The organism is Streptomyces sp. NPDC050145, from assembly GCF_044460245.1.
Lineage (GTDB): Bacteria > Actinomycetota > Actinomycetes > Streptomycetales > Streptomycetaceae > Streptomyces.
Map to the genome: position 1 here is coordinate 28,927 of NZ_JBITJS010000031.1, position 12,845 is coordinate 41,771.

General features: G+C 72.8%; 15 protein-coding genes. 6 read left to right on the plus strand and 9 right to left on the minus strand.

Going from position 1 to position 12,845, the window contains the following annotated elements:
- Positions 1-2 precede the first annotated feature (2 nt).
- Entirely contained in the window at positions 3-623 is a 621-nt protein-coding gene (locus ACIBTU_RS38190) for a restriction endonuclease (RefSeq protein WP_399131368.1), read from the minus strand.
- 323 nt (positions 624-946) lie between these two features.
- On the opposite strand from ACIBTU_RS38190, the gene ACIBTU_RS38195 reads away from it, so the two are divergent.
- Genes ACIBTU_RS38195 through ACIBTU_RS38205 form a run of 3 tightly spaced genes read left to right on the plus strand, consistent with a single transcriptional unit; the run spans position 947 to position 2,961 of the window.
- Positions 947-1,468, plus strand: coding sequence for a hypothetical protein (locus ACIBTU_RS38195; protein ID WP_399131369.1), 522 nt, complete (start codon positions 947-949; stop codon positions 1,466-1,468).
- A gap of 3 nt (positions 1,469-1,471) precedes the next feature.
- Positions 1,472-2,008, plus strand: a complete 537-nt coding sequence (locus ACIBTU_RS38200) for a DUF6529 family protein (protein ID WP_399131370.1) — start codon at positions 1,472-1,474, stop codon at positions 2,006-2,008.
- Between the two features lie 23 nt (positions 2,009-2,031).
- Positions 2,032-2,961 (plus strand): hypothetical protein, encoded by a 930-nt coding sequence (locus ACIBTU_RS38205; protein WP_399131371.1) that lies wholly within the window; start codon positions 2,032-2,034, stop codon positions 2,959-2,961.
- 48 nt (positions 2,962-3,009) lie between these two features.
- Here the strand turns inward: ACIBTU_RS38205 and ACIBTU_RS38210 are convergent, their stop codons facing one another.
- Complete coding sequence (locus tag ACIBTU_RS38210; protein WP_399131372.1) at positions 3,010-3,855, minus strand: MBL fold metallo-hydrolase; 846 nt, start codon at positions 3,853-3,855, stop codon at positions 3,010-3,012.
- Positions 3,852-4,430 (minus strand): TetR/AcrR family transcriptional regulator, encoded by a 579-nt coding sequence (locus tag ACIBTU_RS38215; protein ID WP_399131373.1) that lies wholly within the window; start codon positions 4,428-4,430, stop codon positions 3,852-3,854. Before ACIBTU_RS38215 ends, ACIBTU_RS38210 begins: the two co-directional genes overlap by 4 nt.
- A 75-nt stretch (positions 4,431-4,505) precedes the next feature.
- On the opposite strand from ACIBTU_RS38215, the gene ACIBTU_RS38220 reads away from it, so the two are divergent.
- Complete coding sequence (locus ACIBTU_RS38220) at positions 4,506-5,267, plus strand: aminoglycoside adenylyltransferase domain-containing protein (RefSeq protein WP_399131374.1); 762 nt, start codon at positions 4,506-4,508, stop codon at positions 5,265-5,267.
- 52 nt (positions 5,268-5,319) lie between these two features.
- Here ACIBTU_RS38220 and ACIBTU_RS38225 read toward each other — a convergent pair whose 3' ends face one another.
- Complete coding sequence (locus ACIBTU_RS38225) at positions 5,320-5,772, minus strand: hypothetical protein (protein WP_399131375.1); 453 nt, start codon at positions 5,770-5,772, stop codon at positions 5,320-5,322.
- A 30-nt stretch (positions 5,773-5,802) separates the two neighbouring features.
- Complete coding sequence (locus ACIBTU_RS38230) at positions 5,803-6,297, minus strand: hypothetical protein (RefSeq protein WP_399131376.1); 495 nt, start codon at positions 6,295-6,297, stop codon at positions 5,803-5,805.
- Between the two features lie 412 nt (positions 6,298-6,709).
- Here ACIBTU_RS38230 and ACIBTU_RS38235 point away from each other — a divergent pair, with 412 nt between their 5' ends.
- On the plus strand, positions 6,710-7,798 hold the full coding sequence (locus tag ACIBTU_RS38235) for an alpha/beta fold hydrolase (RefSeq protein WP_399131377.1): 1,089 nt from the start codon (positions 6,710-6,712) through the stop codon (positions 7,796-7,798).
- 85 nt (positions 7,799-7,883) lie between these two features.
- On the opposite strand, the gene ACIBTU_RS38240 is transcribed toward ACIBTU_RS38235, so the two are convergent.
- Complete coding sequence (locus tag ACIBTU_RS38240) at positions 7,884-9,377, minus strand: MFS transporter (RefSeq protein ID WP_399131378.1); 1,494 nt, start codon at positions 9,375-9,377, stop codon at positions 7,884-7,886.
- 178 nt (positions 9,378-9,555) lie between these two features.
- On the opposite strand from ACIBTU_RS38240, the gene ACIBTU_RS38245 reads away from it, so the two are divergent.
- Positions 9,556-9,924: a hypothetical protein gene (locus tag ACIBTU_RS38245; protein ID WP_399131404.1), complete on the plus strand. Its 369-nt coding sequence runs from the start codon at positions 9,556-9,558 to the stop codon at positions 9,922-9,924.
- Positions 9,925-10,459: 535 nt separating this feature from the next.
- On the opposite strand, the gene ACIBTU_RS38250 is transcribed toward ACIBTU_RS38245, so the two are convergent.
- From ACIBTU_RS38250 to ACIBTU_RS38260, 3 genes are read right to left on the minus strand one after another with little or no spacing between them, the layout of a single operon-like run.
- On the minus strand, positions 10,460-10,900 hold the full coding sequence (locus tag ACIBTU_RS38250) for a VOC family protein (RefSeq protein ID WP_399131379.1): 441 nt from the start codon (positions 10,898-10,900) through the stop codon (positions 10,460-10,462).
- Entirely contained in the window at positions 10,897-11,901 is a 1,005-nt protein-coding gene (locus tag ACIBTU_RS38255; RefSeq protein WP_399131380.1) for an MASE1 domain-containing protein, read from the minus strand. The genes ACIBTU_RS38250 and ACIBTU_RS38255 overlap by 4 nt, the downstream gene beginning before the upstream one ends.
- 11 nt (positions 11,902-11,912) lie before the next feature.
- On the minus strand, positions 11,913-12,833 hold the full coding sequence (locus ACIBTU_RS38260; RefSeq protein ID WP_399131381.1) for a PP2C family protein-serine/threonine phosphatase: 921 nt from the start codon (positions 12,831-12,833) through the stop codon (positions 11,913-11,915).
- Between the last annotated feature and the right edge of the window lie 12 nt (positions 12,834-12,845).

Consider the following 12,845-nt stretch of genomic DNA (forward strand, 5'->3'; position numbering starts at 1 on the left):
GTTCAGGCCGTCGAGCGTCTCTTCGCCCTGCCGTCGCCCTGGCCGTTCAGCGGGATCAGCGTGTCGAGGTGCGCTCCCTTCACCCAGGCGCCGAGCAGGTCGCGGTGCAGGGCGACGACGTCCTGGCGCGAGGCGAGGCCCTGCGCGGCCTTGGTGAACGTACGGCAGGTGGTGACGAACAGGGCGACGTCCGCGCCGTGTTCGGGACGGGCGGTGCCGACGAACTTCTGCATGTCCTGGGAGGACACGCTGCGTTCGGGTGCGTACTTCTTGCACTGGACGACGAGTTTGCGCCCGTCGGGGAGCCGCCCGACGACATCGGCGCCCAGGTCACCGCTCTTGCCGCTGACGAGGACCTTCGTACAGCCGTCCCGGCGGCACAGTTCGGCGACGTACTGCTCGAACTCCTGCCAGGACAGCGCGTCGACCTCCGCCATGGACCGCTCCCTGGCCTTCTCCGCCTCCTCCTCGCGCCAGATCCGGTCCTGGCCGACGGCGTTGCGGTGGGCCCGCCACAGCGCCCAGCCGGCTCCGCCCGCCACGAGGAGCCCGGCCACGGCCGCGACCGCGGGCCACACCGCGTCCCAGTTCACCGCCAGCCACACGGCGGCGATCGCGGCCACCCCGGCTCCCGCTCCCTGCACCTTGCGGCGCGTCCCCTTCGGTAACCGGCCGCGCCCTCGACGTGCTGCCATCACCGCACCACTCCCCCACTCCGCTTCCACGCACTCCGCCCCGTGGTCCGCAGTGTGAAAGGCCTGCCCGGACCCCGCAAGAGTGCCTTCCGCGCCGCGCCGGTCCCCCGGCTCCGCTCACCGCCGCCATCCCAGTGAAACTCCGGGCGGCCCCAGGCACCGTCGGCCGCCGGGATGGCGCGATCGAGCAGGATGCGGGCAGCGGGGGCCCCTCGGACGCCGGGCCTCCCGAGTCGACCTGTGGAGCTGTGATGAGGCGTATGCGCCTGGCCGTCGTGGGCACGGCCGCGTTCCTGACGATCGCCGCGATGAGCGGCTGTTCCGACGACGGCGGAGGCGGCGGCTCCTCTTACGCGTCCCCGTCGGCGTCGAAGAGCAAGAGCCCGAGCAGCGCACCGGCCGGCGCGCAGGCCGAGGTGAAGACGGCGAAGGTCGGCGACCTCGGCACCGTTCTCGTCGACGGAAAGGGCCGCACCCTCTACCTGTTCGAGGCCGACAAGTCGACGTCCTCCACCTGCAAGGGCGGCTGCGCGACGGCCTGGCCGCCGCTGCTCACGAAGGGCAAGGCGTCGGTGGGCGGCTCGGCGCAGGACAAGCTGCTCGGCACGACGAAGCGCGACGACGGCACGACCCAGGTCACCTATCACGGGCACCCGGTCTACGGATACGCGGGCGACACGAAGCCGGGTGACGCGAACGGCCAGGCGCTCAACCAGTTCGGCGCCGAGTGGTACGTGCTCGACGCCGACGGCAACAAGGTCGACAAGGACTGACCGGTGGCCACCACGACTCCGGCCCGGGCGGTCGCGGTCGCGCTCGGCGCCGTGCTGCCCGTGGCCGTCGGGGTGGCGATCTGGCTGACCGGCCGGCACCACTCCCCCGAGTACACGACCAGCCTCTTCGGCGCTCACGGCGCCGACGCGGTCACACTCAAGGCCCGCCTGGGCTCGGCCCTGTTCGGCCTGGCGATCGTCCAGGTCCTGCTGGCCCTGTGGATGTACTCCCGGCCCGGCCGCGTCCGCCTCGTGCACCGCGCCGTCGGCTGGCTGGCCTTCCTCCTGTCGGTGCCGATCGCCTTCCACTGCGTGCGCACCTACGGGGTGGAGACGTCGAGCACCCGCGTCTTCCTGCATTCGGTCGCGGGCTGCGCGCTGTACGGGGCCTTCGTCGCGAAGGTGCTGGTGGTGCGCAGCCGGCGGCTGCCGGGCTGGACCCTGCCGGTGGCGGGCGGCGCGCTGTTCGCCGCGATCGGGCTGCTCTGGTACTCGGCCGCGCTGTGGGCCCTCAACGGGTTCACCGTGCCGGGCCTTTGACAACGGCGGGCTACGCTCGCCGCATGCGGAGCGGCGATGTCACCGAGGACGACGGCACCTGGCGCGGGCTGTCCCTGGACCTGCGGGACCGCCCGCGTCCGGGGCTGTGCGTGTTCAGCGCCGGCCGCCGGCTGCTGATCTCTCAGGGGGACGAGCCCGTCCTGCTCGCCGTGGTCGAGCGGGACCGCGGGGGCGTCGACTTCTGGCGCACGGACGCGTACCGCTCCCTCGTCCCGCCGCTGCGCGCCGACACGGCGCGCGCCCTGGCGGGCAGCCCGCGACGGTGGGCGCACCGCTTCGCCCGTTTCCTGGCCGACGCGCCGGACGGCCCGCTGCACGAGGGCCGCTGGCTGCTGTCGCCCGAGGGCCGGCTCCGGGACCGTCACGCGGGGGTCCCGCTCGCGGAGCACTGGGGCGAGCTGCTGGTCGAAGGGCATCCCGACGGCTACATCGACTGGTTCATCCACAACGGGTCCTGGGAGATCCTGCCGCTGCGGCCGATGCCGGGCGCCGACGACAGCCGGGTCAAGGCGTACCGCAAGCAGGCGCGGGACGGGACGCTCCCGCCCGTCCTGACCTGGTGGGTCAGCGGCCTGGACTGCCATCTGATCCTCGACGGGCACGCACGGCTCGCCGCCGCGATCGCCGAGTCCGTGGAGCCCGCACTCCTGGAGCTGCGCCGCGTCGCACCGCACGACGACCTGGCCGCGGGAGTGGACGAGGCCGTGGACGCGTACGAGTCGGAACTCGCCCGCTTCGCCGGGCTCCGCGCCGCCCGGGGCTCCTCCGTCCCCGACGGCGCCGCCCTCATGGGCCCGATCCTCGCCCGCCGCCTCCGCGCCCTCGACACGGCGGGCCGCCCGACCTGGTCCTGGCCGCTGCCGGGCGGAGCCCCGGAGTGGGACCGCATCGCGGACGAGGTCACGAACGGCCTTGAGTGGCCGCCTGGTTGAGACCTCCGGCGGACCTGGAGTGTGGAGACGTAGGCCGGGGGCGGCCGGTCACGAGGCCACGGGCGGCGTCGCCCTCTGGTGTCGGCGAAGTTCCACCGGGTCGTGCGCGGAGAAGATCGTGATCTCGTCCCCGTCGGTGCGTGCCAGGTCCAGCAGTCGCCGCTGGTTGTGCAGCCGGGGGGACCGTTCGGTCTCCACGAGGGACTGGAACAGGCGCAGGCCGGCGGTCGAGCGGGGGTCGACCGGGTCGACCTCGCCGTGGAAGAAGTAGGCGTCGCCCGCGTGCAGCAGCCAGCCGTCGCCGCTGTCCACGGCCACGCCGGTGTGTCCCCTGGTGTGGCCGGCGAGCGGCACCAGCAGGATCTCCGGCGGCAGTCCGGTGAGCTCGCGGACCGCGTCGAAGCCGAACCAGGATTCGCCGGCCGTCTCGTAGGTCTGCCAGTCGGGGCCGTGCGACCGCTGCGCGGCGGGGTACCGCAGCCGCTCCGCACGCGTCCCGGCCGACAGCGCGGCGTCGAGCTCGGTCCGGAGCACGTGGACCTTGGCGCGGGGGAAGTCGCGCAGGCCACCGGCGTGGTCGAGGTCCAGGTGGGTGAGCACGATGTGCCGCACGTCCTCGATGTCGTAGCCGAGGGCGGCGATCTGGCGCACGGCGGTCTCGTCCGGGTCGAGCACCGGCCTGGCCACGGCCCGGAACCCGCGGCTCAGGGAGTCCGACGGCCGCTGGACGTCGTCGAGCCCGACCCCCGAGTCGACGAGCACGAGGCCCTGCTCGGTCTCGATCAGCAGGCAGTGGCAGACCATCTCCCCGGGGCCGAACGGGCTGCCCGTCCCGTTGACCAGCCGGCGGCCGAACGGTCGCATGGTGCCGCAGTTCAGGTGGTGGATCCTCATCGCACAGCCTCCGCAATGCTCAGTCGCAGGTGGGCGCCCACCGCGTGGAGCGGCGCGACGTCCCGTCGGGTCTTCGCCAGCAGGAGGCCGCCCTCGATCGAGGCGACCAGGACGACGGCCAGAGCCGCCGACCGGTCGGCGGAGACCCCGTGTCCGACGAGGTAGTCGCCGATCGTGTCGGTCCAGGACGCGTAGACGCGCTCGCACGCGGTCCTGATCGCCTCGCTGTCACCTGCGGCGTCGAGCGCGACCGTCGCGACCGGGCATCCCGCGGTGAAGTCCGATGCCTCCAGGGCGTCGGCGAGCGCCTGGAGGACGGCCCCCACGGCGGCCTCGGGCGCTTCGGCCTCGTCGAGGGCCGCCTTGATCAGGCCGCACATCTCGCCGCCGGACAGTTCCAGCGCCTCGGACGCCAACTGCTCCTTCCCGCCCGGGAAATGGAAGTAGAGCGACCCCTTCGGCGCCCCGCCCTCGGCGAGCACCTGGTTGAGGCCGGTGGCATGGTAGCCCTGCGTCTGGAACAGCGTGGCTGCGGTACGAAGTACCCGTTCTCTGGTGTCAGTTCGGCGTGGCATGACTTTTAATATACAGACTGGTCTAGTAAGAAAAAGAGGCCGTCGGACCGTCAGAAACGCCCTAGGCTCGGCGACATGAGCGATGACGTCCCGCCTTCCGCGGCCCTTCCCTCCGAGGTTCTCCGGTACGTCACCGAGGTCGCGTCCGTACTCTCCGGCGCGCGCCGCGATCTCGTCGGCGTGTACGTGCACGGCTCGGCCGTCCTGGGCGGGTTCCGGAGCGAGCGCAGCGACGTGGACGTGCTGGCCGTCGTCGCCGGACCGTCCGGTGAGGCCGAACAGCGGGCGCTGGGCGTGGCGTTGGCGGACACGGCGGTGCGATGCCCGGGTACGGGGCTGGAGTTGAGTGTCGTCACGTCGGCGACGGCGGCGGACCTCGGGCCCTGCGCCTTCGAGGTCCATGTCCGGGCGAGCGCGCGGGAGCGTGTCGTCGTGCCGGGAGCGGGCCACGCCGGAGACCACGACCTCGTCCTGCACTGCGCCGTGTGCCGCGAGCACGCCCACGCCGTCTGCGGTCCCCCGGCGTCCGAGGTGTTCGGGCGGGTGTCCGCCGAGCGGGTCGTGGCCGCGATGATGAGCGAGCTGCGATGGGGGCTCGATCAGGCCGATCCGACCTACGCGGTGCTCAACGCGTGCCGTGCGCTCCGCTTCGCCGAGGGCGGCGGGCTGTGCTCGAAGGTCGACGGCGGGCGTTGGTACCTGTCCCGGCACGGGGGCCACGCGGCCGTCGCCGCGGCCGTCGCGCATCAGCTCGGCGAGGGTGCCGCCCCCTCGATGCCCGCGGCGATCGCATTCGTGGAGGCGGCGCGCCCGCTGCTCACCGGCGCCGGGCACTGAGCACGCCGGTCACCCCGTCGGTTCACCGCCCGGCGCGAGGCAGGGGCAGAAATCAGGCGGCGGGGTCGCGCATCGAGTCGACGACGAGGCGGATGTCGTCCGGGGTCGTCGCCGGGTTCACGATCGCGAGGCGGGCGCAGGGGCGGCCCCGGTGACCGGTCGGGGTGACGAAGGCCTGCTGCGCGTCGAGCAGGGCACGGCTCCAGCGGTCGTAGTCGGCCTGCCCCCAGCCGTGGCGCTCGAAGACGAGGACGGACAGTTCGGGTTCGACGAGCAGGTCGACGTGCTCGGCGGCCCGGATCAGTTCGGCGCCGGCCCGCGCCGTGGCGAGGGTCCGCGCCGTGGCGAGGGTCCGCTCGACGGCGTCGCGGTAGGCGTCGGTGCCGTGGGCGGCGAGGGAGAACCAGAAGGGCAGGCCGCGGGTTCCACTCCGTGTCGTCGCCGGGCACCGCGCGCTGAACACACGTACGGGGGCACCGGCCACGACGGGCCGGTGCCCCCGCACCTCTCACCTCCGTGCCGGGTCCCGTACCGCTCAGTCGAAGACGAGCGGGCCGGGTGCCTGCGCGGAGGTCGCCGTACAGGTCGCCGTGATGCCGAAGACGACCACCTTCAGGGAGGTCGCCTCCAGGCTGTCGCCGGAAGCGACGGTCCCGGAGAGCGGGCCGGTCGACACGGGGCTGCCGGCCGGGATCGCGGGGTTGGAGTTGCCGGTGAACTGGACCGCGCCCGTGCCGTGGTTGGTGAGGGTGAGGGTGGACTTCACGGAGCCCGCGCCGACATTGATCGGAGCGGTGATGGCGGAGGTCGAGAGCTCGATGGTCGCGGCGGTGCCGTTCTGCGATGCGGTGAGGGTGGCGCTGCCGGAGCCCCAGGTGCCGCAGTCGAAGGAGATCGTGGCGGTCTGCGGCGCGACGGCGCCGGCCGCGGGAGCCAGCACCAGTACGCCGGCGGCGAGGCCGGCGCCGAGCGCGGCGGTCAGCCCGGCTCGCCGGGAGACGGAGAAGGAGGTACGGGGGTTTCGTCGCATGGGGGTGCCCTGTGCCCTTCGTGTGGGGGGAAGGTCGCACCGGTGGCCTGACGGTCTGTCAGCCGTGGCGAGTGGGCCCATTGAGGCACGCCCCTCTTGAGACGACAAGACACAGCCGCGCCCCCTTTGGCATGCACCGTTCAAATCGCGCCTTGGTCATCGCCTCGGCCCGGGTGGCCCGACCGCCCTGCCGGACACGGGTTTTGCTCACCGCCTGACAAATCGAGCACAGCACACAGGTCCGATCTCTGTGGCACGGTGAGCGGAATCGCAGGGCATCACGGGTTGCGGCGGCGCGGCAGAGCGACCCATTGCCATCGGCACGGGCGCCGGGGCCCGCCACCCGTGTGAGGTTCCCCCGGGACGGGTAGGCGCGGGCACGTCAAGTGTCCCTCTGCCCCCAGGAGTTCCCGTGCCGCTGCCCGCGCTCAACCGCACCACGACCACCGTCGGCGTCGCCGCCCTCGCCCTTCTCGGCGGGATCGTCATCGGCGGCGCCGGCGCGGTGAGCGCGAGTCCCCCGGCCGAACCGAAGGTGCAGAACACGTTCGACTCCCTCGGCGCCGACGTGCGCGCCGCCAAGCTCCCGTCGGGCCGCACCGCCCACTACACCGACTCGGGCCCCACCGACGGCACCCCGGTGCTCTACATCGGCGGCACCGGGACCAGCGCCCGCGCCGTCCACATGACCGACTTCCTGCGCACGACCCGGCAGAACCTGGGCCTGCGCATGATCACGGTCGAGCGCAACGGCTTCGGCGACACCGCCTACGACCCGGAACTGGGCCGCGCCGACTACGCCGAGGACGTGCTCCAGGTCCTCGACCGGCTCGGCGTACGGGAGTTCAAGGTGATCGCGATATCCGGCGGCGGCCCGTACGCCGCCGAGCTCGCGGCCCGCGCGCCAGAACGGATCAGCGCCCTGCACCTGGCGGCCGCGCTGCCGCCCTTCGGCCCGAAGCCGGCGTACTGCGCCCTGTCCGACGAGCAGCTCTCGGCGGCCGTGAAGGACCAGATCAGGGACCCGCGGGCGTGGTGGGCGTTCCCCGCCGACAGCCCGGTCCGGTCGATCCCCGGCTTCGCCGACACGGCGTACGAGGAGGGTGCGCGGACCTACAACCAGCGCGGCCAGCAGGCGGATCCGGCGTCGCAGGTGCACGAGCAGCGGCTCTACTGCGAGCGCCCGGGCCCGGATGTGTCGAAGCTGACGGCGCCCGTGTTCCTTTACCACGGGGACAAGGACACCACCGTCCCCGCGAGCACCCTGGCCACATGGCGCGAGGAGTTCGCCCCCGACCAGGTGCGCACCCGTACGTTCGCGGACTCCGGGCACGACGTCCAGTACCGCCACTGGGACCAGATCCTCGTCGACCTGGCGGGCCGGGCCGACCGGACGGTGGTCTGCCGGGACGAGCACACGCGGGCGCTGCCGGCCCGGGAAGCGGACGCGCTGGTCGCCAAGGGGCGGGCGACACTGGGAAGTTGTGCCTGGAAGGGCTGAGCCGACCGCCCCGATCGGAGAGCAGTCCGGCCCCGGTCGCACCGATGAGTGCTTCGGCCACCCGCACCCGTGCGGTACACCGACATCACCGGTGATCGGCGTCCGGGCCCGGTTCCAGCGCCGGGGCCGTGACGCCCAGGTGCGAGCGGCACTGCGGGCGCGGCGCCTCGGCCAGGCGCGGGCGCACCGTCCGGGGGCGCACGAAGACCGCGGCCAGCAGCGCGCTCAGGGCGAACAGGGCGGCGCAACCGTACGCGGCGCGGTGGAAAGACGTGTTCACTGCGTCGGGCTGGGTGTACGCCTCGCCGGACAGGCCGACGGCGAGCGGCAGTGCGGCGACGACGAGCAGCTGCGCGACGCGGGCCGCCGTGTTGTTGACGCCGCTGGCGAGCCCGGCGCGCTCGGGTTCCACGGAGGCCAGGACGGTCGCCGTCAGCGGCGCCACGAACGTGGCCATGCCGAGGCCGAGCACACCGACCGCGGGCAGCACGTCGGCCGCGTACGAGGAGTCCGGGTGGATCCGCAGCATGAGCAGGACACCGGCCGCGGCCACGAGCGGGCCGGCCACGAGCGGCACGGTCGGTCCGATGCGGCGGGCGAGGTCGCCGGAGCGGGCGGACAGGAGCAGCATCAGGACGGTGATCGGCAGGGTCGCCACCCCGGCCTCCAGCGCGTCGTAGCCGAGGGCCACCTGGAGCTGGACGGGCAGCAGGAAGAGGATGCCGCCGATGCCCGCGTAGAGGCCGAGGGTCATGGCGTTGGTGGCGCTGAAGAGGCGGGAGCGGAAGAGGGACGGCGGCAGCATCGGCGCGGCCCTGCGCCGCTCGACGAGGACGAAGGCGATCCCGGCCGCGACGCCGAGCACCGCCGCGAGCGCGGTGCCGCCGGCCGGGACGCCGCCGGACGCACCGATCAGGGCGTAGCTCACCCCGGCGAGACAGAGCGCGGCGAGCACGGCTCCGAGCTGGTCGAAGGGGGTGCCGGCCGCGTCCGGGTCGCGGCTCTCGGGCACGTGGCGCAGCGCGATGGCGAGGACGACGGCGGCGATCGGCACGTTGATGAGGAAGATCCAGCGCCAGCCGGGTCCGTCGATGAGCCAGCCGCCGAGGAAGGGCCCCAGCGCGCCGGCCACCCCGGTCAGGCCCGACCACGCGCCGACCGCCCGCGCCTGGTCGTCGGGGTGGAACACGGCTCGTACGAGGGCCAGCGAGCCCGGTGTGAGCAGGGCGCCGCCGACGCCCTGCAGGGCCCGTGCCGCGATGAGCGTCCCCTCGTCGGGGGCGAGTCCGCACAGCGCGGAGGCGACGGCGAACCAGGCGACGCCGAGGACGAGGGTGCGCCGTCGTCCGATCCGGTCGCCGAGCGCGCCGCCCCACAGGAGCAGCGCGGACAGGGTCAGCATGTACGCGTTGACGACCCACTGGAGCGCCGAGATCGAGGCGCCGAGGTCGCGGCCCATCTTGGGCAGTGCGACGTTCACGACGGTTCCGTCGAGCATGGCCATACCGGAGGCGAGCACGACGCACGCGAGGATCCAGCGTCCGCGCGCCGAGGACAGCCTGATATCCATGCCCGTCATTCTGCTCCGGACGGCAGTGCTGCGCCGGGTGGCGGCCGGGCGGGGTCCGCAATGTCACGGGCTGGCGATGAATTTCTGTACGTGCGGGAACAGGGCACCATATGTGCGCTGTCGGGGCCCCGGGTGTAACACGCCGGCAATTGAATGGCGCTGAGTGGGAGAAACGGTCAAGCGTCAGATGGGATTTCTTGTGAACGGCACCGGCCACCCCACACCCGGATACCAGTCGTACGAGCGGCCCCCGGAGCCCGACCGCTCGGGGAGCAATGCGCGTACCGCCCGCAGGACGGCCCTCACGATCTCCACGATCGCGGACGTCGCCGCCGGATTCCTGGGCCTCTGGATCGTTCTGTATCTCCTGGAGGCCAACGGGGCGAACCCGTTCGTGTCCTTCGTGCACTCCGTGGCCGACTGGCTCTCCGGGTGGGCACAGGACATTTTCACGATGGACACAGAATTCCTTCGGATCATTCTCAATTACGGTCTTCCGGCGTTGATCTATTTGGCGGTCGGCCATGGGATTGCCGCGCGGATCAATCGCGCCTGACGGTTCGGTGAAGGGAAGGAGCGACGGGGTGACACGTACGCACGGCACCGGAAACGGTCTCGCGCCCATTTATGAGGAACTCGTACGCGAGCGGGGTGACGTCGTGGCCGAGGTCCAGCGGGCGGCGGCCCATACGCGGCATCAGGAGGCGGTACTGCTCCCCCAACCGGCCCCCGCGGGTCCGCCCACGCATCCGGCGCCGGGCCGCCAGGGACCCGGACAGTAGGCGGACAGGAGACCGAGAGACTCACAGCGCATCGTTTCTGCGCCCCGCTCGTTGCACAGGACACCGCGGGTCCGGGGACGCGCACTCCCCCTCGGGCCCGCACCACACAGCCGCTGTTGTCGGCACCGTAGGTCACACCGGGCGCCGGTGTGCTGGTGCGTTCCGACGAGTGCGGGACCGGCCCCCCTCCTTCCGGTCCCGCACTCGCCTCACTGTCCCCCGAGGACACACCCGTATCTGTACGCAGCGGGGCGGCGATCAATCCCGTCCGCGCGTGGGCACAGGCGTGTGCCCCTTCCCCCGTACGGGTCAGGCCAGGTCCTCGGCGAGGCCCACGATGATGCCTTCGGGGCCGCGCACGTAGGCGAGCAGGAAGGTGTCCTCGAAGCGCTCGATCGTGCCGACGAGTTCGGCGCCGTGGGGGCGCAGGCGGGCGACGGTGTCGTGGAGGTCGTCGACGGCGAACATGATCCGGCGCAGGCCCAGTGTGTTCGACGGGGCGGCCTGCGGTTTCGGGACGACCGGGGCGGGGCGGTGGAACTTGGCGAGCTCGACGCGCCCGGGGGCGTCCGGGACGCGCAGCATGGCGACGTCCTGGCGCACGTCGTCGACGCCGATGACGCGCTCGGCCCAGCGCCCTTCGAGCGGGAACCGGCCCTCCAGTTCCATGCCGAGTTCGACGAAGAACGCGATGACGGCGTCGAGGTCCTCGACGACGATCAGGACGTTGTCCATCCGCCGGATGCTCATGCGGGGTCTCCTTCGGCCTGGGGCTGTTCCGGCAGGTGCCGGGGCGGCACCTCCAGCGGGGTCTCACCGGCGGCCAGGTGGTCCAGGACCTCGGCGAGTTCGTCGCAGGCGCTCTGCACCGAGCGGCGGGTCGCGATCTGTTCGGTGACGAGCGCGGAGAGCAGCAGGGCGGTCAGGGCGGTGGCGCCGTTGAACGCCTGCAGCTTCACCATGATCTCGACCTTGGAGAGGTTGAGGAAGGCCCCCTTGCCCGTGTTCGCGGCGTACGTGGTCAGGACGGAGGAGAACAGGGCGCACAGGGTGCTGCCGGCCAGCTGGAAGCGGAGGGCCGCCCAGATCAGGAGAGGGAAGACGAGGAAGAGCAGGCTCGTCTCGCCGAACGCGCTGAGCGGCACGATGACGAGCGCGGCCACGGCCAGGCAGGCCGCCTCCAGCCAGCGCCGGCCCCACAGGGGGCGGCCCAGGCCCGCGAGGAGGAGCAGCAGCGGGGTGACGAGGAGAACGCCCATCGCGTCGCCGACCCACCAGGACAGCCAGACGGCCCAGAACTCGCCGCGGTCGAGGTCGCCGTTGACGGCCTGGACGCCGACGCCGATCGTCGCGCTGATCAGCATGGCGCCGAGCCCGCCCAGGAAGACCAGGGCGAGCCCGTCGCGCAGCCGTGAGATGTCGAGCCGGAAGCCGATTCTGCGCAGGAAGTAGTACGCGCACAGGGGGGCGACGGTGTTGCCCGCGACGTTGACGAGCGTGGTCATCTGCGGGGTGACGATGGAGGCGATGACGAGGAAGGAGCCGAGGGCGACCCCCGGCCAGACCTGGACGCCGAACATGAGCAGGGCCGCGACGGCGACGCCGGTCGGGGGCCAGATGGGGGTGACCACGACGCCCTCGACGACGACCTGGCTCAGCAGGCCGATGCGGCCGGCCACGTAGTAGCAGGCGGCCACGATCAGGATCTTGAGGGCCGCCTCCGCGGGCGGCAGCAGTCGCCGAGTCACCACCACAGCAGTCATCAGACACCGGGCGGGCCGGATCGGCCAGGCGAAGGGGCCTGGCCGGGTCCGCGCGAGGGCCCTCCGGGTGTCCGGGGCCGGTTCGGTGCCGGGTACCAGGGCACGCCGACGTCGTGGCCGATGACGAGCACGGCGGCGTCGTCCTCGTGCCCGACCGTGTCGGCCAGTTTCATCACCCCGCCGACGAGCGCGTCGATGCCGAGACTCGCCCCCGCGGTGATCTCGGCGAGCCGTCTGACCTGGCCGAGGCCGTCGTCGATGTGCAGGGAGGGCCCTTCGACGACGCCGTCCGTGACCAGGACCAGGACGCCGCCGACGGTCAGCCGGTGGCAGGCCACGGGGTACTCGGCGCCGCGCATCACCCCCAGCGGGGGCCCGACGTCGCCGTCGTCGATGCCGGACCGGCCGTCGGCGGTGGCCCAGATGTGGGGGATGTGCCCGGCCCGCGCGCACTCCAGGACTCCGGTGGCGGGGTCCAGGCGCAGGAAGGTGCAGGTGGCGAAGAGGTCGGCCTTGAGGGAGATCAGCAGGTCGTTCGTACGGCCGAGCAGCCGGCCGGGGTCCTCGGTGACCGAGGCCAGCGCGCGCAGGGCCACCCGGACCTGGCCCATGAAGGCGGCGGCCTGCGTGTTGTGGCCCTGGACGTCGCCGATGGAGATGCCGATGCGGCCGTCGGACATGGGGAAGGCGTCGTACCAGTCGCCGCCGACGTTGAGCCCGTGGTTGGCGGGCATGTAGCCCACGGCGATCCGTACGCCCGGCGGGCTCGGCAGGTCGCGGGGCAGCATGCCGTGCTGCAGGGCCACCGCCAGCTCGACCCGGGAGCGCTGCATCTCTGCCAGCTCCCGGGCCCGGGCGGTCAGCGCGCCGAGCCGCTGAAGCAGCTCGTCACCGCCGTCGGCGGACCCACTGCGGAACATCGCTCACTCCGG